The sequence below is a fragment of the Sphingobacterium bovisgrunnientis genome (genome assembly GCF_009829085.1).
GTDB classification, from domain to species: domain Bacteria; phylum Bacteroidota; class Bacteroidia; order Sphingobacteriales; family Sphingobacteriaceae; genus Sphingobacterium; species Sphingobacterium bovisgrunnientis.
Genome location: NZ_WUQY01000045.1, coordinates 1 through 24,337 on the forward strand (window position 1 = coordinate 1; position 24,337 = coordinate 24,337).

20 protein-coding genes are annotated in these 24,337 nt (G+C 33.9%); 12 read left to right on the forward strand and 8 right to left on the reverse strand.

Features of this window, described 5'->3' with window-relative positions; all coding sequences use genetic code 11:
* Positions 1–937 precede the first annotated feature (937 nt).
* The 3 genes from GOQ16_RS15795 (at position 938) to GOQ16_RS15805 (ending at position 4,141) form a co-directional block, all read left to right on the forward strand.
* The gene (locus GOQ16_RS15795) at positions 938–2,122 is read left to right on the forward strand and encodes a sensor histidine kinase (RefSeq protein ID WP_160070173.1); all 1,185 of its coding nucleotides are present in this window, start codon (positions 938–940) and stop codon (positions 2,120–2,122) included.
* 493 nt (positions 2,123–2,615) lie between these two features.
* The gene (locus tag GOQ16_RS15800; protein WP_160070174.1) at positions 2,616–3,188 is read left to right on the forward strand and encodes a hypothetical protein; all 573 of its coding nucleotides are present in this window, start codon (positions 2,616–2,618) and stop codon (positions 3,186–3,188) included.
* Positions 3,185–4,141: a DUF4407 domain-containing protein gene (locus GOQ16_RS15805; RefSeq protein WP_204987501.1), complete on the forward strand. Its 957-nt coding sequence runs from the start codon at positions 3,185–3,187 to the stop codon at positions 4,139–4,141. The genes GOQ16_RS15800 and GOQ16_RS15805 overlap by 4 nt, the downstream gene beginning before the upstream one ends.
* A gap of 79 nt (positions 4,142–4,220) precedes the next feature.
* Here the strand turns inward: GOQ16_RS15805 and GOQ16_RS15810 are convergent, their stop codons facing one another.
* On the reverse strand, positions 4,221–4,643 hold the full coding sequence (locus GOQ16_RS15810; protein WP_160070175.1) for an SH3 domain-containing protein: 423 nt from the start codon (positions 4,641–4,643) through the stop codon (positions 4,221–4,223).
* A 24-nt stretch (positions 4,644–4,667) separates the two neighbouring features.
* A complete protein-coding gene (locus tag GOQ16_RS15815; RefSeq protein ID WP_160070176.1) occupies positions 4,668–5,156 on the reverse strand; it encodes a BON domain-containing protein in 489 nt (162 codons plus the stop codon).
* Between the two features lie 253 nt (positions 5,157–5,409).
* Here GOQ16_RS15815 and GOQ16_RS15820 point away from each other — a divergent pair, with 253 nt between their 5' ends.
* The 3 genes from GOQ16_RS15820 to GOQ16_RS15830 all read left to right on the forward strand — a co-directional run bounded on the left by GOQ16_RS15820 (position 5,410) and on the right by GOQ16_RS15830 (position 7,112).
* Positions 5,410–5,823: a hypothetical protein gene (locus GOQ16_RS15820; RefSeq protein WP_160070177.1), complete on the forward strand. Its 414-nt coding sequence runs from the start codon at positions 5,410–5,412 to the stop codon at positions 5,821–5,823.
* Positions 5,824–6,109: 286 nt separating this feature from the next.
* Complete coding sequence (locus tag GOQ16_RS15825; protein WP_160070178.1) at positions 6,110–6,535, forward strand: nuclear transport factor 2 family protein; 426 nt, start codon at positions 6,110–6,112, stop codon at positions 6,533–6,535.
* Positions 6,536–6,671: 136 nt separating this feature from the next.
* Positions 6,672–7,112: a KTSC domain-containing protein gene (locus tag GOQ16_RS15830; RefSeq protein ID WP_160070179.1), complete on the forward strand. Its 441-nt coding sequence runs from the start codon at positions 6,672–6,674 to the stop codon at positions 7,110–7,112.
* A 66-nt stretch (positions 7,113–7,178) separates the two neighbouring features.
* Here the strand turns inward: GOQ16_RS15830 and GOQ16_RS15835 are convergent, their stop codons facing one another.
* The 3 genes from GOQ16_RS15835 to GOQ16_RS15845 form a co-directional block, all read right to left on the reverse strand.
* Positions 7,179–8,870, reverse strand: a complete 1,692-nt coding sequence (locus GOQ16_RS15835; protein WP_160070180.1) for a GMC oxidoreductase — start codon at positions 8,868–8,870, stop codon at positions 7,179–7,181.
* Between the two features lie 81 nt (positions 8,871–8,951).
* Entirely contained in the window at positions 8,952–9,938 is a 987-nt protein-coding gene (locus GOQ16_RS15840) for a YihY/virulence factor BrkB family protein (RefSeq protein ID WP_160070181.1), read from the reverse strand.
* Positions 9,939–10,156: 218 nt separating this feature from the next.
* A complete protein-coding gene (locus GOQ16_RS15845) occupies positions 10,157–11,998 on the reverse strand; it encodes a carbon starvation CstA family protein (protein WP_192922544.1) in 1,842 nt (613 codons plus the stop codon).
* Between the two features lie 238 nt (positions 11,999–12,236).
* On the opposite strand from GOQ16_RS15845, the gene GOQ16_RS15850 reads away from it, so the two are divergent.
* Entirely contained in the window at positions 12,237–14,024 is a 1,788-nt protein-coding gene (locus GOQ16_RS15850) for an AMP-dependent synthetase/ligase (RefSeq protein ID WP_160070182.1), read from the forward strand.
* A gap of 37 nt (positions 14,025–14,061) precedes the next feature.
* Here the strand turns inward: GOQ16_RS15850 and GOQ16_RS15855 are convergent, their stop codons facing one another.
* Both GOQ16_RS15855 and GOQ16_RS15860 read right to left on the reverse strand, forming a co-directional pair.
* Complete coding sequence (locus GOQ16_RS15855) at positions 14,062–15,993, reverse strand: LTA synthase family protein (protein WP_160070183.1); 1,932 nt, start codon at positions 15,991–15,993, stop codon at positions 14,062–14,064.
* A gap of 1 nt (position 15,994) precedes the next feature.
* Positions 15,995–17,863, reverse strand: coding sequence for an LTA synthase family protein (locus GOQ16_RS15860; RefSeq protein WP_160070184.1), 1,869 nt, complete (start codon positions 17,861–17,863; stop codon positions 15,995–15,997).
* 167 nt (positions 17,864–18,030) lie between these two features.
* Here GOQ16_RS15860 and GOQ16_RS15865 point away from each other — a divergent pair, with 167 nt between their 5' ends.
* From GOQ16_RS15865 to GOQ16_RS15875, 3 genes are all read left to right on the forward strand, one after another.
* The gene (locus tag GOQ16_RS15865; protein WP_160070185.1) at positions 18,031–20,649 is read left to right on the forward strand and encodes a valine--tRNA ligase; all 2,619 of its coding nucleotides are present in this window, start codon (positions 18,031–18,033) and stop codon (positions 20,647–20,649) included.
* Between the two features lie 181 nt (positions 20,650–20,830).
* Positions 20,831–21,535 (forward strand): hypothetical protein, encoded by a 705-nt coding sequence (locus tag GOQ16_RS15870; RefSeq protein ID WP_160070186.1) that lies wholly within the window; start codon positions 20,831–20,833, stop codon positions 21,533–21,535.
* Between the two features lie 4 nt (positions 21,536–21,539).
* Complete coding sequence (locus GOQ16_RS15875; RefSeq protein WP_160070187.1) at positions 21,540–22,112, forward strand: outer membrane beta-barrel protein; 573 nt, start codon at positions 21,540–21,542, stop codon at positions 22,110–22,112.
* Between the two features lie 121 nt (positions 22,113–22,233).
* Here GOQ16_RS15875 and GOQ16_RS15880 read toward each other — a convergent pair whose 3' ends face one another.
* Complete coding sequence (locus GOQ16_RS15880; RefSeq protein ID WP_160070188.1) at positions 22,234–22,908, reverse strand: hypothetical protein; 675 nt, start codon at positions 22,906–22,908, stop codon at positions 22,234–22,236.
* Positions 22,909–23,095: 187 nt separating this feature from the next.
* On the opposite strand from GOQ16_RS15880, the gene GOQ16_RS15885 reads away from it, so the two are divergent.
* Entirely contained in the window at positions 23,096–23,770 is a 675-nt protein-coding gene (locus GOQ16_RS15885; protein ID WP_160070189.1) for a superoxide dismutase, read from the forward strand.
* A 228-nt stretch (positions 23,771–23,998) separates the two neighbouring features.
* Complete coding sequence (locus GOQ16_RS15890; protein ID WP_160070190.1) at positions 23,999–24,271, forward strand: DUF4342 domain-containing protein; 273 nt, start codon at positions 23,999–24,001, stop codon at positions 24,269–24,271.
* The last annotated feature ends 66 nt before the right edge of the window (positions 24,272–24,337 follow it).

The window sequence follows — 24,337 nt, forward strand, 5'->3', positions numbered from 1 at the left end:
TTACTACGGCCTAAGACTGAAATATTACGCTCAAATCGTTGCAACAGTGATTCGAATCCTGTAACTTCACGACAGGCGCGATGGAGAAATTTATTGTACCGTAAATCCTCCGGTTCTTTTTTTTGTTACCATAATAGTATATTTAATTCACCTATAAAGCTATGATTTATAGACGATAGAAAGGCTACCGGAGGTTTAGTTCAACAGCTTATTGGCAAAATGCGGGGGGGGGATGCAAAATTGAACTTCTCCCCTTTTTAGCCGTCAAAAGCTGTTTACTTTTGTTTTTTTATTAAATTTACCAATAGGCTCACAGCTTTGTCTACGTTTCGGTTTGAATTTTCACTCAATTCAAACCGAAACGTAGACAAGACCCCAACTGTTATAGTTTTTTTTAATCAACTAAATCACACAAAAATAAAGAGATATACAGCAACAGATATTTCAAAATTTTCTGAGTTTAAAGATCTATTAAATAGTTTTGTTATACAATTCACAAAAGATTTAGGAGGATTAATCGATCTCCTTTCACAGCGTAAGAATATGATTGATGCTTTTATAAGCCCTTATTTTGATTATGATATGTATAGATATCTTTTCCCCGATTTAGTATATATTGTAAATTAATCAATATCAAAGCAAATTTATACATACAATTAGTTATGCAATTATTCTTTTTGATATTTCAGAGAGATTATCAACGTGTATAATCATTTAAAGGGAACAACTTTTAGTATATTTACATTATCTACTACATCTGGCCTACTGAATGACAAAATTAAAGCATTATTGGTATTTCCTAACACATTTAGGAATAGATACCAATTCATCTTATTTGGAAATCAAAAGAATATCTATGGTAAATATTACCTGTATGTTCTGTATAATACCTGCATTTTGTTTTTCTATAATCAACTTTTTTGAACATAGGTATATTTTGTCTTGTTTAAATTTGCTTACAGCTACATCTTATTCTGGAGTTTTAATATTACAGCATTTTAAAAGGCATGATACTGCAAAAATTTTATTGCTTTCCACGAGCTGTATAATATTCTTTATTAGTGGATTGTTGTATAGAAATGGAGGCGAATACTTTTTATTGAGTGCATTACTTATTTCCATGCTCTTGTATGACAATATTAAGTTTTTAGTAGCTGGAGGGGTCGTAATAACTTTTGGAATCTTAATGATATATGCTTTTCCAAACATCAATTTTATAGAGCCACCTGTCGACAAATCTAGAGCATTGTACAACATTACTTCTTCTATGCTATTTCTTATAACGGCAAGTGTATTTTTTAAACATGTAATATTCAATGATAAGAAGAAAATTGAAGAGCAGCGATTGCGTTTAGAACAAATGAATAGTGAAAAAGAAAGGATATTCTCCATCATTGCACACGATATGCGTGCCCCATTGGTCAATACTTCTATAATCATTGATATATTCGAAGCAAATACCATCAATAAAGACAATATGCAGGATTTTATCCTGCAATTGAAAAAACAAATAGATGATCAAAATAAGGTATTAGACCACATCCTCACCTGGAGCAGCAGTAGTATGAAGGGAGAGCACAATGCACGTCGTAAGGTTTCTATTCAAGAAGTCTTAGCGAATTGTATTGAGGAATTTAAATTTAATTATTACCGAAAAGGTCTACTAATTCATCTTCAAAACGACACGTCAGATTATGTGTTTGCGAATTACGATCATCTAAAGATTATATTTCGAAATCTTATCAGTAACGCAATTAAATTCAGTTATCAGGATGGTCAAATTTATGTTTACATAACACTTGACGATGATAGAGTCTATGTACATATACAAGATGAGGGTATTGGAATGGATACAAAAAAATCAGAAGAATTGTTTAATACTGTTCAACAAAGATCTCTGGGTACATCCAATGAATCAGGTTCGGGCTTAGGACTAAAACTATGTAAAGAACTGATCGATATCAATGAAGGAACATTTAATATACAAAGCACACCTAAATTAGGCTCCACTTTTACTGTAAGTTTTCCTAAATACAAAAATCCAGAAGAAGCAAATTTTAATCTTGCCAAAATTGCAAGAACTTTACATTCACAAAAAAAAGCTCCAGAAAAAATCAACTAATATCTGAATCTGCAAAATAAAATATTAAAGTACTATTTTTGGACTTATCCTTACTAAAAGATAATATTCTAAATAATTATTGTAAAAGGATAATTTCAATACCCTTCTTATCAAAAGCAAAAAATGTATTATATTTAGCATATAATTCTAATCAATACCAAATAATATATCTAACCGAATATCGTTGAAATTTTTATTTCATTATGAATACAAAAGTTTATTATGGCGAAAAGCTATTTGACCCGCGATGGATTGCCAAAAGAAAACATATCCTAAATCGTGATCAATTTAAATGTGCCCACTGCAAACGTAGCGAAGTTAAGCTACACGTCCACCACAGACAATACCATATTATAAAGCGTCTAAATGTACATGTAGACCCCTGGGATTACTCGGACAATTTATTAATAACATTGTGTGAAAGTTGTCATTCCAAAGGACACAGATTATACGAAGTACCAATCAAATATATATAACCTAACATTTCTAAAATATGGGAATTTTCGATTTTTTATTCAAAAAAAAAGATACAGATAATACAGATAAATCTTCCAATCCAGAAGAAATTCCAGATCTTCCACGCAACCTATTTGTAGACGACTCTGATCCTAATTACAACACAAGTCGCCCGAGTCTGGAATTCGGCACCAAACTACCTATCGATATCATCTATGGTTTTCTGAAAGAGGATTACGAATCCAAAGCATATAATGATGCACTAGTTAACCCAGACAAATCCTACAAAGAAAAGAATCTTACGATTATCAAGAGTAATCTTGAAATAAAATTCAAACAGGTATTGCTAAAATATGAAGATATGATCCGAGAGATTGATTTTCATATCAAAAGTAGAACTGAAGCTGGTTTGACAGATTTGGTAGAGCTTTTGAAATCTAGAAAAGAAACATATATAAAGCATGTGGAGGAGTTAAATCACATGAAGAATGATTTAGAGCAAGGTGAATTATATATGACAGGTTTATTTCAATCGTATGAAGTAGGTTTCACAAAAGGATTGGCCTCACTTTCCATCCATAATCTTAAAATAGATAATAATTCATTATGAAAAACTGGTGGATAAAATTCGGCTGTCTCCTCACGGGGTGGAACTATAATATTCTCCAAAGTTGTACAGAAGCAAGTTACAAACAGCTCAAAAAATATACTTCGGCCATTTTAATTTTGATTATTCTCTGGGCCTTTGTTGGCTATTCATTTGCAGACAGATATATTCAGACAGGCATGTGGGGATCAATAGCAATTGCTGTTATTTTTGTTCTGATTATTATTCAAATTGAAAGACAAATTATTCTTAACGTAGGCTATAATAAGTTCGCTTCAATTTTTAGGATGGTTATTGCTGTAATCATGGCTGTGCTTGGTTCTACCATTTTGGACCAAATTATTTTTAAAGATGATATTGAAAAAAAAATGATTGAAATTGTCGATAGACAAGTAAAGGATCAATTACCTGCCCGACTTTCGGTCATTAACGGAAAACTAGCAGAATTGCAAGTAGAAATTGATTCTTTGGATCATAGAAATATCGATTTATATCAGCAAATAAGCAAAAATCCTACAATAAATACGGTTTCAACAAGTGTGACATCAGTACCAATTCGCAATGATGATGGCTCTATCACTAATAAAAATCAGCGAACTGTTTCTAATACACCCATCGCTAATCCAAAGATTAAAGAGGCTGATCTAAATAATAATAATTTAATACAGTTAAGAAAACAGCACGAAGAATATAGTCAACGTAAATTAAAAGCGGAAGAAAGTCTACGCGCAGAACTTAAATCTAAGAAAGGATTTTTAGAAGAATTAAACGCAATGTTGGAAATTTTAAAAGAAAGTACTGTGGCATTAATTTTTTACGTTATCTTGCTGGCATTTTTGATATCCTTAGAGTTGTTTGTTTTGTTAAGTAAATCTGACAAAAATAGATCCGATTACGATTTAGTAATGGAGCATCAGCTGGATCAAAAAAGGAAAACGCTAGAAGGACTTAAATAATGCTATACTCTTACCGCACGTAAAAAAATCGGATCTTCTATTTTTAGAAGATCCGATTTCGATTATAAGAACTTATATTTTACGCAATAGGTTCTAAGTATTGTGCATAACAATATCCCTCTTCCCCATCATTTGTGCGCACTAACCACCATTGGTCATTAGCACGACTTATAAGTATTATAATTTCATCTTTTGCAGCTTTCCCGACTATAGGCTGGTCGGTACCAGGTCCCTTTCTGATGTTCAAATTTGAGTTTTGTGTAATTACACGCACTTGACTTCCGGCAATTGCTGTAGACACATCTACATTCATGACAACGTCTCCTGATAAATAATTTGGATCCAATTGATTATACACATCCCACAATTTATTTTTGACATCAGCGCTCGGTGCGGTACCTCTTATATGTAAGACACCTTCTTGTTCAGCGATTTGCAAATTTTCAATTCCTGAACTATTTGCAACATCAATTAAACCTTGATATTTTGTTGTTAAAGTCATTTTTTCCTGATTTAAAGTAATAGACTATTTAGTAACCACTGCTGATAAATCAACCTTTTTTGGTGAAAGTGCATCCAAAGATTGTTTCAACACTTGCAGTCTAGATTGCTCCACAGTTCCAGTTACTGTAATGATTCCATCTTTTACAGTAGTCTGCACATTAGGAAAATCTTTTGTTGCATCCACTACTTTAGCTGACAAATCAACATCGTCAGTGTTGACCTCTATTTGGGGTACTTGAACCACAATATTATTGACAACAGATTTTATATGTTGACCATCTACAGCTTTTGCTGAATTTTCTATTGCTTCGCGCTCCGCCTGACTGCTAACTGTTCCAGATAGCGTAACAATCCCATCTTTAACATCAACGATTACACCATTGGTGTTACTTACTACATTTTCAACTTTAGCTTTTAAGTCTGCATCTGAAACTTTTGATTTACATGAAATTACACTAAAAGCTATACAACTTGATAATGCAATTGAAGTAATGACATTTCTTAATCTCATAATATTTGTTTTTTAACTTTAGAAAAATAAACATACAGATGATTAACAATATCTTATTTGAATTGTTTGCATTTTAATTGTCCTTGCGGATATTTCGCTACATGTTATTCTTTTAGAACGGTTTATTTTACCGAATACAATCCATTACTAACCGATTTTTTTCCTACTATTTGTCTATTTCCCATTCTTTACTAAAGCCTCTCATTTTACCTTTGAATCAACAATTTAAAACAACTAAATTAAAAATATTCAAATGAAAAAGACAGTATCAACTTTCGCTACAGCGTTATTAATGATTATATCATTAAGCTCATACGCAAATCCTCTAAAAGAAAAAGACAGTAAAGTAATCATCACATCCTATGTTGAGGCAATCACATTAGGGTCAGATATTTATAACAAATATTTGTTTTGCGATGATTTTGAATATAGCAACACAGCCAATAAAGATAAGTTTAACAAAAAACAATACCTCAAATTTTTAAAAGACACCAAAGGATGTCAATTTGATTGCAAAACTGACTATCAATTGTTAGATGAATCAGGAAAGTCATGTGTAGCTAAAGCAACTATGAAATTTGCTCATTTCACACGTGTAGATTATATAACATTAAATAAAACCTCTGATGGCTGGAAAGTCAGCAAGGTAGTAACCACGTATCCTTAAAACTAAAATACTATAAAGAATATTAGGCTTACCCAGAATGGTAAGCCTTTTTTCATTTTCTGTCTAAACTTCATTGTTTATCAGAAAGCTGATAAAAGCTTTCCTCAAATAATTCATATCGGTAAAACATTGTAATTATTTTTACCGATTTAATCTCCATTTTCACCGAAAAACCCATGTCACTAATCTAAATCGTGTTTTACAGCGCAACAAAACCATATAATTTTGGAGTATCAAAAGAAATTAAAACAACTAATTAAGTTTAAAAATATTAACAACCAATACAATGAAAAAGACATTATCAACCATCGCAACAGCATTTATAATGATTATATCATTAAGCTCATTTGCTCTGCCAACTGTGAATCCATTAAAAAACATGGATACAAAAGCTATCGTACTAACCTACATCGAAGCAACGACATTAGGGTCAGATATTTACAACAAATATTTGTTAACAGAAGACTTTGAATATATCAATACAGCAAACGAAGATTCGTTCAATAAAAAAGCATACTTGAAATTCTTAAAAACTAATAAAGGTTTAAAATTTGATGCTAAAACAGATTATCAAATTTTGGACGAAACTGGTAAGACTTGTATTGCGAAAGCAACAAGTATTTTTAAAAATTTCACAAGAGTCGACCATATCACTTTAAACAAAACCGACGAAGGTTGGAAAGTGAGTAAAGTCGTAACGACATACCCGTAGTAAACTGGTAGTTTTTGTTTAGTAAGGCCTACATCCCCTGTAGGCCATTTTTATTTTTGTAAAAAATATGGAATATATACATATTACTATAACAACTTTCACTTCATAACTAAATAATAATCACTACCTTTGCGCCATGAAAAAAATTGCGGATTATAGAAAACTTTTGGACGTAGATAATAAAGTAGATTTGAGCACTTTAAAGTCGCGTTACCGCCAAATAATGAAAGAATGTCATCCTGATAGATTTGTGAATGACGAAGACGGTTTAAAAGCCGCAGAAGAAAAAAGTAAAGAAATGATCGAAGCATATCATTTCTTAGTAAGTATCTGTCCTGAAACACTTGAAAGTCAACTTCCGATATATAAGAATACAATTGAATCATCTTCAATCGCTGACTTTGATTGGAAAGGTCATATATTGAGCATCACTTTCGCTGACGGAAGTAAATATGAATATTTTAATGTTACTAAAAACGAATACATAAAATTGATAAATGCAGACTCGCCAGCGCGTCATGCAAAACGTCATATATATCCAAAGTATACGTATAGAAATGTTTTAAAGACTGCCTAAGTCTTTAAAAAAGTAAGCCTCTTAATATAAAAATTAAGAGGCTTACTTCTTTAAAATTTTGACCAATTAAAGATTTCCTTTTTTCATCTCATCCATGGCGTAATTTGCTGCACGAGCCGTCAATGCCATAAAAGTAAGTGATGGATTTTGAGTTCCTGTCGATGTCATTGCTGCACCGTCAGTTACAAACACATTTTTACAGTGATGCAATTGATTCCATTTATTTAGTAAAGAAGTTTTGGGATCATTGCCCATACGAACTCCTCCCATCTCATGAATATCCAAACCAGGATTTTGATTATTTCTATTTGGTGAAATATTTTTTACACCCACAGCTTCTAACATTTCAGAACCTTGCGTTAGAAAATCCTCCGTACTTTTATAATCATTATCTTGATAGGAAATATGAGTTATTAATTGTGGTAAGCCATATTTATCCTTCAAACTATCACTAAGTTTAACATAATTATTTTCTGAAGGTATTGTCTCTCCCTGCATGATCATCCACACCCACCATCCGCCAACTTGAGTTAAATTATCTTTATATGTCTTACCAACTTGGGCTCCGTCGGTCCATATTCCTCTTGGACGATATGCACTCAGAAAACTCGCGTAACCTCGCAAAAAGTCAGTCTCTTGATTATGTATATTCCTGAAATTTGGAATAATAGGCTGTGTTGGACGTTTTCCGTAGTAATATTTATCTTCAAATCCTTCCAACGATCCACCGATATTTCCCATATAATTGTGAAATGCGACATATTTTCCCATTAATTCATTGTCATTTCCTAATCCATTAGGAAAACGGGTAGATTTTGAATTCAGTAAAATAAGATTAGTTGCTAACGTGGAAGCATTCACAAATATTATACGTGCAAAATATTCTTCTATATTCTCGGTAAATCTATCAATCACGCGCACACCTACTGCTTTACCCTGTTGCTCATCATAAATAATTGATTCAACAATTTTATTGGCTATTAGGGTCAAATTACCTGTTTTCTCTGCCCAAGGTAATGTCGATGATGTAGAAGAAAAATACCCACCAAATGGACAACCTCGTTGACACAATACACGATTTTGACATTTGGTACGTCCTTGATCAATATGTATGGGCTGCGGTTCAGTTATATGCGCACACCGACCTTGTATAATTTGTCGATCTGGATATTTAGCTTCAATTTTATTTTTAACGACCTTTTCTACTACATTTAAATCATATCCAGGAAGAAATTCGCCATCAGGCATATATGGGTTACCTTCTACATGACCTGCAACTCCAATAAATTTTTCTACGTAAGAATACCATGGTGCTATATCTTTATAACGTATTGGCCAATCCACCGCAAATCCATCACGTGCGGGTCCATCAAAATCGTAATCTGACCAACGTTGTACCTGCCTTGCCCACAATAATGACTTCCCTCCAGTAGCATCTGCTCTAATCCAATCAAATGGTTTTTGTTGAATATATTCTTGTTCTTTGTCGTGTAAAAAGAAATGTTGTGCATCTTCTTTGAAAGCATAACATCTCGAAGCGATTGGATTTTCTTCTTTAATAGTTAAGACTAGATTATTAGCATGTTGTAATTCCCAGGGATCCATATTTGTTGTTGGGTAATCTTGAATGTGTTTAACATCCTTTCCACGCTCTAATACAAGTGTCTTTAAACCATTTTCACAAAATTCTTTAGCTGCCCAGCCTCCAGACATTCCTGATCCAATTACAATAACATCATAGGTATTAGGTTTATTCATTATTTAATTATTTCTCAAATAGGTTTTTGGAGTAGGCGAAATTATTAGATATTTCAGAATACTCAAAAACAATATAAATTTTTAGGTTTTATCAATAACTTTTTCTTCCTCTGTTAGTGGTGCCCGTGGTATTTCCGTAACATTTCGTTCAATTTCTTTCACCTCCACATGCACAGCAAATTCCGAAGGCTCAATAGCAATGCCTTTGTAAGTTGCATATTCACGTGTAAATACCGCTCCGAAATATAAAATTGCAGCTGTGTAATATACCCAAAGTAATATTAAGACAATAGAACCAGCGGCTCCATATGTTGTTTCTGTATCTGAATTTTGGAGGTAAAAGCCTATTAACAATCTACCAACAATAAATAAAATAGCTGTAAATATCGCACCAGCACGCACCGTACTCCATTTAATATTGACGTCAGGGAGAATCTTAAAAATAACTGAAAAAAGAATAAAGATAATTCCAAAAGTCAATAAAAAATTGATTGCATCAAATAAATAAACTGTTATATCTGGAAAATACCGCTGCAAATTATCCGTGAATGTTAATACTATTCCATTGATTACAAGTGTCACTACTAATAAAAAACCTAAACCTATAACTAATGAAGATGAGAGCAATCTGTCCTTTACAATTTTTAACCATCCTTTCTTGGGTTTTGCACGAACATGCCAAATACGGTTGATAGAATTTTGTATATCTCCAAAAACTGTTGTCGCACCTATTAATAACGTGACACCACTTATTATTAGTGCTAAAGTACTCTTACCTGATAATTCTAAATTTTTAATAATTGATTGAATTTGACTTGCTGCACTTGCGCCTACTAAACTATTCAATTCACCAAATAATCTACCTTTTACAGCATCTTCTCCATAAAAAAGACTCGCTAAAGTAATCATCAACACCAAAATAGGGCCAATTGAAAAAACAGTATAATATGCGAGTGAAGCACTATATTTTAAACTGTCCTCATTAAGAAAACCTTGGACTGTATTTTTTAGAATAGTGAAACTTCGTTTAATAAATCCTGGTCGATTATTTTGATTTAGTTCTTGCATAATTAAATGATTAGATTCAATTATTTTAAACATCTCACAACTATTATTGTTTGAATATATTGATATTCAATTGGTAAAATAAAAGATTTAACTTTTTGGCATAGAGTTTGTAAATATTTTAATATCGCATATTTTGAGATTATAATAATCGTTTTATTACAACATACTTCCAGCCCACTAACACTCCCCAGTTTTAGTGGGTTTCCACTTTTTATATATTAACGTTCTACTAATTCTTTAACCTGCTCACCGTAATAATCTATTTGAGTAGACTTTGTTTTCATTAAACTAGACCACTTTCGAAATGCTCCGATAAATACAAGCAGCATGAGTACCATTGCCAATACAGCTAAACCTGCCAATAAATATTGTTTGTTTGGAAGATAAATATCCATCACCTGTAAATATCCTGCCCAAAATGTTATAGCAGCCATGAAAACGCCTGGAATAGCTGTGCAAAGCGCATATTTACCACGATTCATTCGGATAAGCATAGTCGTACATACAATTAAACCACAAGCCGCTAGAAGTTGATTGCTAATCCCAAAAAGTGGCCATATACTACTTACATTTCCAGTAAAAACAAGGTATCCCCATGCAAAAGTGAACAAACCACTGCTAATAAGTATACCCGGCAACCAATTTTTATTTTTGAAAGATGGAATGAAGCCTCCCATCATTTCTTGTAAAAAAAATCGTCCAACACGTGTACCTGCGTCAATAGCTGTCAAAATAAACACCGCCTCAAACATTATAGCAAAATTATACCAATACGCAATCACATCATTCATAAACGGTATACTATCAAATATATGTGCCATTCCTACAGCTAATGAAACAGCCCCTCCAGTTCTTCCATATAAATCCACTCCTATCCGATCAATAAATGAATCCAAATCTACTGTAGACAAATGCGGATGAGCAGCTATAAAATTATCGTATGCCGCAGCCGGGGTATTGATGGCAAAAAAATCTCCAGGCATTAACGTACAAGCAGCAATTAGTGCCATCAAAGCAACAAAACCTTCTACCAGCATCGCACCATAACCAACGAACAAGATATCACGCTCTTTTGACAACATCTTTGGTGTTGTGCCTGTTGCTATCACTGCATGAAAACCTGATATTGCTCCGCAAGCAATGACAATAAAAATAAATGGTAGCACAGGTCCACCAATTATAGGTCCTCCACCGTAAATAAAATCTGTCAATGCAGGCATTTGCATAGTCGGTTGTACGAAAATTATTCCTACTGCTAGCATTAATATTGTACCGATCTTAAGGTAAGTTGATAAATAATCTCTTGGCACCAATAATAACCACATAGGAAGGACGGATGCTAAAAATCCATAGATAGATATTGCAATTGATATGGTGCTAATATTCCAATGAAACATATTAGAAATTGTTTCATTTTGCATTAATCCATGCCCTCCAATAATTCCAACAATCAATAAAACACCACCTATTAAACTTGCTAATGTCACTGAATCTTTGCGATAACGCATTATTAAGCCCATTAATATGGCTATTGGCATCGTGATTATTACAGTAAATAATGACCAAGAAGCTTCATGCATAGCACTAATACATGCCAAAGATAATCCCGCTAAGGTTAATATAAGAATAAATAAAACTGCCACACCTGCTATTACACCTGTTGTTTTTCCAATTTCTTTGGAGGCAATAGAAGCTAAACTTTCCCCCTTATGACGTACCGATGCAAATAATACGATCATATCATGTACACCACCAGCCAAAACACAACCAATTAAAATCCATAAGGCGCCAGGAAGATAACCAAATTGCGCAGCGAGTACTGGTCCAACAAGAGGTCCAGCCGCAGCAATAGCAGCAAAATGATGACCAAATAATACATTTCTATTTGTCGAAATATAATCATGTCCATCTGCAAATTCATTTGCAGGAGTAGAATATTTATTATTTAATTTTAAGACTCTATTTGCCATGAAGAGTCCATATATACGATAAGCAATTGCAAACAGCAAAAGAGCTACAAAAATTAAAGTAAGCGCATTAATTCCATTTAGAGATTCCATAGGTTTACCTAGACTGGTTATATCTACAAATATATAAATCTCTTTATTAATTATTGGCAGGTTTTTAAATAAATTTAAAAACATTTGTTGCTAATCCTACGTAGTTTTTCAAAAAACCATATTGAATTCTCATAATACTTTAATTTTGTATCTTCGCAAACTTTAAACGTACTGTATATGTTGTACGAGATATGCATTTGATTTATTGAAAGATAATGCATTTACATAATTGATAAATATGGAACAAGAGCAACAAGATTTGAGATTGTTTGATTTAGCGCGTAGACAGCTAGATTTATATCCCAACCTTTCTATTTTTGCACACAAGAAAGATAATGATTGGAAAGAGATAAAAACAGCAGAATTTATTGCTGAAGTTGATGCTATTGCTAAAGGGCTAATAGAACTTGGTGTCAAACCACAAGAAAAAGTTGGACTAATAGCAGATAGTAGTGTTGAGTGGCATTTAATGGATTTTGCTATTCAACAAGTTGGGGCAGTCTGTGTCGCTATGTATCCTAATATTACAGATACAGACTATCAATATATATTTAATGATGCAGAGATTAAACTTTGTGTCGTAAGCAACAAAGGTCTTTATAATCGTATTATAAATCTCCAAGAATCACTTTACACATTAAAATATGTGTTTTGCATTGCAGAAATTCCAGATTCTCGTAATTGGAAAGAAATCGCAGAACTTGGAAAAACAATCTCGACAGATACATTGCAACAACGTATGGACGCGGTTAAGCCTTCTGACTTAGCAACGCTGATTTATACTTCTGGAACAACAGGAAAACCAAAAGGTGTGATGTTAACACACAATAACATTGTTTTCAATGTACTTTCGGCAAGAGAAATCACGCCATTGCAAGCCTATACTCGTTCGTTGACATTTTTACCACCTTGTCATGCTTACGAGAGAATGGTGATTTACACATATATGTATATCGGTATCACTACGTACATAGCCGAATCACTGGATAAAATTGGGGCTAATATTAAAGAAGCTAAACCACACATCATGACTGCTGTGCCTCGTATCCTTGAAAAAGTATATGAGAAAATAATGAAAACTGGACATGAATTAAGTGGTTCTAAACGAAAAATATTTGACTGGGCGGTAAGTGTTGGTGAAGCTTATGATCCAAACCCTGCAAATAGATCTTTTGCGTACAATTTAAAACTAAAACTTGCTAAAAAATTAGTCTTAGACAAATGGTACGATGCCTTAGGTGGACATTTAGTTACTGTCGCTTCAGGTTCTGCCTCACTTCAAAATAAATTAGCACGTATATTTTTGGCCGCAGGTATTCCATTGTATGAAGGATATGGAATGACCGAAGCATCACCTTTAATTTCGGTAAATCATTACATCAAAGGAATTCGTGTAGGTACAGTTGGATTGCCTGTTAAATATGTGGAAGTGAAACTGGCTGATGATGGAGAAATTTTGGTAAAAGGGCCAAACGTAATGCAAGGTTATTATAAAAATCCAGAAGAAACAGCTAAAACCATAATTGATGGTTGGCTGCATACAGGAGATATTGGAGTATTAGAAGAAGGAAAATTCATCAAGATCATCGACCGTAAAAAAGAAATGTTTAAAATTTCTGGTGGTAAATATGTTATACCTCAACCTATTGAGAAAAAACTTGTGGAATCGTATTTTATTGAGCAGGCGATGGTTATAGGTGATGGTCAGAAATTCGCTTCTGCTTATATTGTACCAAATTACGGGCACTTAGCCGATTGGAGTAAGTCCAGTGCGCCAGAATTAATTGGTATGAAGAAAGATGAATTTTTAAGCCATCCAATTATCGTCAAAAAAATTAATGCAGAAGTTCGTCTTGCAAATCAACATTTCGGAAATTGGGAACAAATAAAAAAACCTATCATTTTGCATAATGAATTCACGATTGACGGCGGTGAATTAACGCCTACTCTAAAAATGAAACGTAAAGTAATCTTAGAAAAGTATAAACAACAATTCAACGATTTGTATAAATCTGAAGAAGATTAAAATAACAAAGGCTCGAAAATTTCGAGCCTTTGTTATTTTAATCTTCGTAAACTAATTTATTATGAATCATACTGTAGTTATACTGCTGTATAAAAGCTTTAAGAGTATGCTCGAGCGAATCTTTTAAATTGTTATTAGGTAATAAATCCTTTTTTAAGAATTTATCTTGCTTCAGATCGAAAATAGAAGTTGGCTTTTCACCATCGTGAGTCATATAATAGTTTCCTTGAAAAAGATTGTAAACCCCACCAATATTATTAACTACAAAATTGTTCTGTTGATTTGCCAATGCATCAAATCCAAATGAAAAGTAAGGTTTTGGGTAATTCAAATAATTCAATACAGTTGGCAAAATATCTATTTGTTGCACTAATTTGTCCGACAATCCCTTCAAATTATTACCCGGATGATAAAAAACAATAGGTATTGCAAAAGAATTTGGAGCCGTTAGGTATTCGGGCAAATGACTCACCGTCGCGTGATCTGCACATATCACAAATAATGTATTTTTAAACCAAGGCGATTTGACTGCTTTAGCAAAAAATTGCTTTAATGCATAATCCGAATATCCAACTGGTTCATGAACTACTAGGGGTCCTTTCGGGAATTTTCCGTTATATTTCTCAGGAACTTTGAATGGATGATGAGAAGACAAAGAAAAGAATCCTGCAAAAAATGGTTGTGGCAAATCATCAATTTTATCTGCCATAAACTGCATAAAAGGTTCGTCCCAAATACCCCAAATCCCATCAAAATCCGCATCATTATTATACTCGTTTTTTCCGAAATAATGGTTTATTCCGGCTAGTTGAGTGTAAGCTGAGAACCCCATACTTCCATTAGGTGCTCCGTGAAAGAATGCAGTTTCATAGCCTTCATCACCTAATAACTTGGCAAGACTTGTTGTTTTATTACCTGAGTAAATAGAGAGAACAAAAGGTTCACCAACCGAAGGAATACCCGTAATAACGGAAGGCAACGCATCTATCGACTTACGTCCATTTGCGTATGAACGATTAAACGTGTAAGACTCTCCTATCAAAGAATCCAAAAATGGCGTATACCCTTTGTAAGTTCCATTATTAATATCCTTATTAAGCGCACCAACATGTTCCTTTCCAAAACTTTCTAAAATTAGTACTACGACATTTAACTTTTTAAATTCTGTGCTGTCTTTTGGATGATGTATTACTGGATATATTTTTTCTAATTCTTCGTCCGAAAAATAGTGAACTTCTTTGAGCGAAATTGCTTTCAAAGTTTTCAGAATACTGAACGGTGTATTCAGCACAATATTCATTTCTTCTGGATTTTTCACATAATCTCCGGCATTGCTCAACGTAATTGGTCGTGTACTATGCGCCCATCCTCCCCGAACTCCACCAATAAATAAGAATATAGTGAATAAAAAAGCGACCAGCTGAACTCCGTAAAATAACCAGCTTACTTTCTTAACTTTAACTAAACTAACCGAATTGTATACTTTAGCCAAAAAGAATATTAGCACTGCAAAGAGTATAAGCAAATACCAGTATCCAACTAGAAAATCAAAGCTCAGTTTAAACAAATTTTCCTCGTTAGCAAATTGCCCAAATACTGTTCCTGTGGTTCTCTTAAGTGTAAAAGGATAATATGCGTAATCAACTAAATTTAATGCAATGCCAATTGAATTAGTTACCACAAAAACCCATTTACATACTTTCTGATAAGTAATATCATACTTAAAAGGAAATGGTATACTTTGCAACAGGATATAAAGTATATTCAAATATAGAATAGCGACAGTATCAAATTTCACACCTCCCCACATCATGAGTAGTAATTCCGAAGTAGTCACTTGCGGAAACATGGATTTATTGAAAACATAAAATCCATAACGCAATCCGGCATAAATCACCAGAAGAACTATAAATTGTATAAGCAATAAAAGAAATGCATTTGGGATACCCTTTAATTGAAGTTTCTTCATTTTAATACTGTTGAAAATCCTTAAAAACTACCTGATAGTACGCCTTTGCAATATTTATTAAACTATCCTTTTCATTAGACAGTTTATCGCCATCGTTATAAACGATTTTACCTGCTTGCACATCAAATCCAACAGCTTGTTTATTGGTGATTATTCCAAAAGTGCTATTTGAATTATAGAATGCTACATTGTTTCTATTTTTTGAGAAAAGATCAAATGAATATTTAAATGGCGATGGTTTATCACTCACAAAATTCCATAATGTAGTGGCTATATCCAATTGACTTACGACGCTATCAATTTGCTTTCCTTTCCAATCATCTTTCAAAGCTCCCCCAAACATAAACAGTGGAATATGGTAACGTTCCGGATGTTCCAACCCAAATTTTTCTTTCGGATGTATATTCCCATGATCAGACACCACTACAAAAATAGTGTTATCATACCATTCCTTGCTCTTCGCACGCTCTACAAAATTGCCAATCATAGTATCGGTATAATATGCCGTGCTACGATACATATCCGCTTTAGTCTTTTTTCCAAATTTATAGCCACCATCTAGATTATAAGGCTCATGATTGACTAAAGTATAAAAAACAGAGAAAAATGGTTTCCTATCAGCATCCAAATCGGTCAACATTCTATCTGCAACTACATGATCGTATACTCCCCAAGAATTTCTTTTTTCATTCAAATCAAAATCTGCATTATCTACAACACGCGCTATTCCATGCGTAAACATATATGACTTAAAATTATAAAATTGACTTTGTCCGCCATGATAAAAGGATGTACTGTATCCCAGAGAATCGTAAATCTGACCTATAGCTGGCAATTTCTCATGTTTTGGAATATATTGAATAATACTTTCGGTTCCTTGAGAAGGAAATCCACTCATGACTGCAATCATCCCCTTATCCGACCGATCTGCAGCAGAATAGGCTCTTGTAAAATTTACTCCCTCACGCATTAATTTATCCATATTTGGTGTGATTCCCTTTTCTCCTGCAAGTTCTTCAAAAACCTGTGCAACCATTCCTTCCAACAAAATTAAAACGACATTTGGCCTGTCCGATTTCAACACATTCACGATTGAATCTGAAGTAATTGGCAGTATAGGCTTAAGAATAAGTTGAGCGTCCTTATCTGACATATACTGATACGGATTCTTTTTGGCGCTCTTCATCATATCTTTCATGAATGCCCAATATGTGTTTACGGCGAGGTGATTGGATGTTGTATTATCCGAGAAATATACAGCACTTGGATTCAACGTAGCACGACCATATCCCCCACGAATGAATGTGAATAACACAAATGCGCCGACAATTAAAAGGATCACAGTCGACATAATGTTTTGTGATTTATACTTAGCTACTTTCACCACTATCCCATGGTAGGTATAATGAGCAACTGTAAAAAATAACACCAACGTGATACCTGCGATAACAAGCATCTCTATATCAACCGAACTTGTAACTCCTCCTACTGTTCCAGCACCAAGCAAAATAGCACGCTTACTAATTTTCTCCCCCCAGGATTCATACAGCGGGTTATTCACGATAGTGATTAGTGCAAAAATAACTGTCGGAACTAACGTATATACGCGAAGCCACCAAGGAGAAACTGACTTTCTAATACAAAAAAGCTGAATGATATAAAATAAAAATGGTAATACTATGAGATAACAAGCCAGCGATGCATCCAATCGCATTCCATATAAATATGAATAAATTATATCAGACTTCTCTTCAAATTTTGACCAGTTACTTATTAGAAATGCGGTTCTGTCAAATAGAAAAAGAACATACCAATACACAAAATAACTAAGTAAAAAAGAAATATGTGAACGCCAATCGGCCTTATTCATTGTCGGTAATATTTATTTACAAATAATAAATCAAAAATTTCATCAAAAGTAATCATATTACGGTATATCTAATCCTGTTGCAATATCATTTTTTGTTTTGAATTAATACACTTAAGTGCCATTAAATCCGTATTTTTGTACTTCAATTTTTTGAACGAATTATTACAATGAGCATAGCAAAAACTTATAGTCCAAAAGAAGCAGAAGAAAAATGGTATTCTTACTGGATGGAAAACGGTTTTTTCCGTTCCACACCAGACGAGCGTGAACCCTACACAATTGTAATGCCTCCGCCAAACGTCACTGGAGTATTGCACATGGGACACATGTTGAACAATACCATTCAAGATGTATTGATTCGTCGTGCACGTATGCAAGGTAAAAATGCATGTTGGGTGCCAGGAACGGATCACGCCTCTATTGCTACGGAAGCTAAAGTTGTTGCGATGTTAAAAGAGCAAGGAATTGACAAAAAATCGTTAACTCGTGAGGATTTCTTAAAACATGCCTGGGAATGGAAAGAGAAATACGGCGGTATCATCTTGAAGCAATTGGAAAAATTAGGTGCTTCATGTGATTGGGAACGCACGAAATTCACGATGGATCCTGATTTGTCAGAAGCGGTTATTGATACGTTCATCAAATTCTACAAAGACGGTTACATCTATCGTGGTGTTCGTATGGTGAATTGGGATCCACAAGGAAAAACTGCCCTTTCTGATGAAGAAGTTATCCGTAAAGAAGTAAATCAAAAATTATACTACATCCGTTATAAAATCAAAGATTCGGATGAGTATATCATTATAGCCACTACGCGCCCAGAGACAATTATGGCGGATTCAGCCATCTGTATCAACCCTAACGATGAGCGCTACCAACACCTTAAAGGAAAGAAAGTTATCATTCCTTTAGTTAACCGTGAAATTCCGATTATCGAAGACGAATATGTAGAAATGGAATTCGGTACAGGATGTTTGAAAGTTACACCTGCACACGATTTGAATGACTACGAATTAGGTCAAAAACACAATCTTCCTGTTATCGACATCTTAAATGATGACGGCACATTAAATGAGAAAGCAGAAATTTTAGTAGGTGAAGATCGTTTCATCGCGCGTAAGAAAGTGGCTAAATTATTAGAGGAAGTTGACCAAATCGAGAAAATCGAAGATTACAAATCTCAAGTTGGATTCTCAGAACGTACAGACGCAGCCATCGAACCAAAATTATCGATGCAATGGTTCTGTAAAATGGATGAAATCGCTAAGCCTGCTTTATCTTACGTAGAAGATGGTACGATCAAATTAATTCCAGAAAAATTCTTTGCTTCGTACAAGCACTGGATGGAAAATGTGAAAGATTGGTGTATCTCTCGCCAATTGTGGTGGGGACAACGTATTCCTGCTTGGTATAATGACAACAACGAATGGGTTGTTGCAAAAACAGAAGAAGAAGCAGTAAAAGAATTTGAAGCGCAAGGTAAATCTACAGCTGCAATTCGTCAAGAAGACGATGTATTAGATACTTGGTTCTCTTCTGGCTTGTGGCCCATGTCCGTTTTCGACGGTGTGCGTAACCCTGAAAACGAAGATTTCAAATACTACTACCCTACAAATGATTTAGTGACTGCGCCAGAAATTTTGTTCTTCTGGGTAGCACGTATGATAATTATGGGTCATGATTATACACAAAAACCTCCTTTCCGCAATGTATACTTAACAGGTATCGTGCGTGACAAGTTAGGTCGCAAGATGTCTAAATCATTGGGTAATTCCCCTGACCCTATCGAATTGATGGAACAATACGGCACGGACGGTGTACGTGTCGGAATGTTATTGTCTTCTCCTGCCGGAAATGACTTGATGTTTGACGTTTCTTACTGTGAGCAGGGTCGTAATTTCGCCAACAAAATTTGGAATGCGTTCCGTTTGGTAAAAGGTTGGGAAACGAAAAATTCACCAGCAACTGAAGCACAAAAAACTGCTGCTGTTTGGTTCGAAAATCGTTTCAATCAAGCTGTAGCAGAGATTGACGAACACTTCGCAAATTACCGTTTATCTGATGCCTTGATGGCGACTTACAAGTTAATTTGGGATGATTTCTGTGCGTGGTATTTGGAATTAGTAAAGCCTGCTTACCAACAGCCAATCGAAGCAGAAACTTTAGAAACCGTAAAAAGTTTCTTCTTGAAAGTTTTGGCTTTAGCACATCCATTTATGCCATTCCTGACAGAAGAATTGTACCATGATGAATTATTTGGATCACGTGAAGACAAAGATTGTATCATCGTAGCAGAATACCCTAAAGTAGCGGCTTTCGATGAGAAAATCATAAAAGAGTTTGCTACAGTACAACAGATTATTTCTGAAGTTCGTGCAGTTCGTAACTCAAAAGGTCTTTCTCCAAAAATTGCATTGCCTTTAGCGATTAGCAACACAGGTATCGATTTTGCAAAATACGAAGAGTCAGTTACCAAATTGGCAAATATCTCGGAATTGACTTTTGTACAAGAGAAAATAACAGGTGCGTTGAGCTTCTTAGCTGGTAAGACAGAATGTTATGTGCAGTTAGCCGCTGATAATATTGATGTAGAAGCAGAACGCGAGCGTATTACTAAAGAAATTGATTACTTAAAAGGATTCTTGGTATCCGTAGATAAGAAATTATCCAACGAGCGCTTCGTACAAAATGCAAAACCAGAAATCATCGAAAACGAAAGAAACAAAAAAGCAGACGCTGAAGCTAAAATTCAAATCTTAGCAGAAAGCTTAGCGAATTTGGGATAAACGTATAAAATCTCATATTGACAATAGGAAAAATCTAGAAACATTTCAATAAGCCTCACCACGTATCTGGTGAGGCTTATTTGATTTAGTTAAATAATGTTAGATTATCGATTTGAATTCCCAAGATATTCTACTATGCGCTATCTTTAAACTGATTAACAATAAATTTAACCAAATCTATATGACAAAAACCTTTACTTTAAAAAAACTGATTGGAATAGCGCTGATTCTATTTCCAGTACTATCTCAAGCGCAAAGCTCAAAAATATTTGTCGAGCTTGGAGGAAAATATCAGCAATCAAAAACTAATACATCAGAAAATGTTAGAATTTCAAGTAAGGAAGAGATGCAAAATACCAGAATTGCTCCAATATTTGGTTTCTATCTTAATGATCATTTAAGCTTAGGTGTTGAATACGCCCACTCAAATGAGAATAGAAATAGAATTTTAGATGAACGAATGGAAGACGCCTCCAAAAATGAGACTTACGATGATACTAGAACATTAAATAGTTTTGGAATTTTTTCTAGATTGTACGTAAAGAAAAATTCTTCAAAATTTAACGCCTTTATCCAGCTCAAACCTGCTTTCATCAAAAGTAAAAACAGATATGAATCAAGAGGTGCAACTATGGGATATGATCCGACATACACATCCTCCTATTATGGGTCAAAAGGAACAACTAAGATAGATATATATGAAGTTGATTTAGGACTTGGGGCTTCTTATAAACTTTTTCATGGACTTTCAGCTCAGTTAAATATACCATCTGTAGTAACACATGGCAGACTATATTATGATGTAAGTGATGCGAAGCAATCTTATACATCTATTTTGCAGTCTACATTTTCAAATGCATACCTTTCATTCAACTATCAATTCTAATAATATGAAAACTTATATACTAACGCTATTTACTTTTTTTGCTTTCTTAATATCTAATGCACAAGACAGCAAATTCATTATATCATCATCATTTAATTTTCAAAATAGTACTAGCGAATCCGAAAATCAAAAATATTCCAGCAACTATTTTCAGATAACTCCAAGGTTTATGTATAAAATAAATAATAACTGGGGAATAGGAATTTTATATGCCTTATCAAAAAATACGACTGAAGGTGGTTCAAATTCAAAAATAACAGGTAATCAATTTGGTGGTTTTCTACAGTACAATTTAATAGATAAAACTAAATTTCAGCTCTTCTCAGAACTCGATGGCAGGTACACAACTCAAAAATCAAAAAATGAACCTGATTATTATTCATTTAAAGGTGTAGTATCAGGAATCCATACGGGAATTAGATATAATTTTTACAAGCGATTAGGTGCTGAATTAAGACTTAATAATATTATTTCTTATTCTACCGTAAAACACGAGTCTGATAATAAGTCTTCGAATTTTAGATTTCTAGATAATCCATTTCAGCAAATTTCATACGGATTGAATCTATCCTTCTAATCGTTAAATCGAATATTAAAAAATGGTGATGAAGATTCGCGAATCTTCATCACCATTTTTTATTTTGGCTACGCCATATCTTTTAACAAATATATTAAGTGTATTAAATATATTAAGTGTATTATTTCAGAGTGTACGTAACTAAAGAATACACATCTTCAAAATCATCGCCTCTCGTAATAGTACGAATCGGACCAACACCTTTGGACAACCAAGTTTCTTCTTCAACAATTGTGGTGATCTTGGTTAGTGAATTAAAGATTTTATGTTCTACAACAGTCTTAATTACATCTTTATAAGTTTTGCCGTTAATTATTTCCGCTTCTTTCTTTTCTGTTATTTTTCCAGTAAATGTATAAGCTAAAGTACCTGAACCATGATTTGAGGTAAACGTTAATGTCATATTATCAGTCCACACCTCATTCACATCTTTCTGGAGATTTATGTAGGTAATACTACCACCACCAATATTCACGCCCTGTTGGTTGTGCGGTGCATAGTACATTTTGAAAACACCTTTATCCTCATTTACAGCTACTGGATAACTGTATTCGTCATTTTGATTAATAAAACTATAATATTCCTTTCCTTCGAAACTTACTTTATGAAAGATCTCGTAAGTCATATTGTCTTCAGAAGTAGCTCCTTGAAGATTCCATTCATTTCCTGTTTTGAATGGCCAATAGGATTGATCAATTGGAAAAATAGCATTTGGTTCATCCGAATCAGAACAACTTGTTAGCGTAAATACATTAAAAATAATGATCGTTAAGAATAAATTAAAGTTAGTTTTCATAGTATAAATGTGTGTTAGATGAATGCCTAGTAGTTTTATTAGGCAATAAACAAATAACGTAATGGATCATAACATTGCTACATAATCGCATATTTAAAAAAAAATGATTGTTAAATAATTGTTATAAAACCACGACGATTTGTATTGAATACCGACAAAGCTTATATTTAAAACAAAAACAAATACTATGAATATATTGAAATCAGCTTTCTTGGCTACAGCGATATTTGCTTCACAAGCTACATTTGCGCAATTCAAACAGACACCACTTCCGTACGCATTCAATGCATTAGAAGGTGCGATTGATGCACAAACAATGGAAATTCACTACGGCAAACATGCGGCAGCGTATACAACAAACTTAAATAAAGCTATCGCAGGAACTCCAACCGAAAAAGAAAGTATTGAGTCAATCCTAAGTTCTATTAGCAAACAATCTGCAGCAGTGCGTAATAATGGCGGTGGTCATTACAACCATGAATTATTCTGGTCTATATTAACCCCTAAAGTTGGAACAAAGCCATCTGCAAAATTAGAAAAAGCGATAAACGAAACTTTTGGATCTGTAGATGCCTTGAAAGAAAAAATTAACGCTGCTGGAGCTGCACGTTTCGGTTCGGGATGGTCTTGGCTGTCCGTAGACAAATCTGGTAAATTATTCGTTTCTTCGACAGCAAATCAAGACAATCCATTGATGGACGTAGTTGAAGAAAAAGGTACACCTATTTTAGGTCTGGATGTGTGGGAGCACGCATATTATTTACGTTACCAAAACAAACGTGCTGATTATTTAACGTCAATTTGGAACATCATCAATTGGGATGAAGTTTCAGCGCGCTACGAAAAAGCTTTAAAGAAATAATCTCACAAATATTTTATCGTCATTTCGAACGAAACAGCGTCAAGTGAAAAATCTAAAATTTAGAAATTCCACCTTACCCATTCAATCGTAATGACGATTTCTTTTTGGTAACACTTCACCGAAAAATTCACCAATCTCGCCGACATTTATTCTTTGTACGCCTATTCCCTATCCCTTTCCATATTGTCAGCTGCTATCTTTGAATATAAATTTTAAACAAAGAACATTATGGCAACTAAAAGAATATTTTCAATCAACGGAGGCACAATCAATAACATGATCAAAGGTCTATTTTCAAACATCAATAATTCGAGATTTGTAGCTACATCAAAATCAGGAAATAATATTGTTAATCTTCCACTCCTACTCGTGATTATTGTAGCGATAATACTTCCTTTTACTTTAATTGCAGGTATTATTTTGGGATTAGTTTTTAAAATTAATATTTCGATAGAAAGAGATATCACAAAAGATACTAAATTATTAAATCCAATCGGATAGGAGGAACGGGATTAATTCCCGTTCCGACCTTCCACAGCACCGTACGTACCGTTCGGTATACGGCGC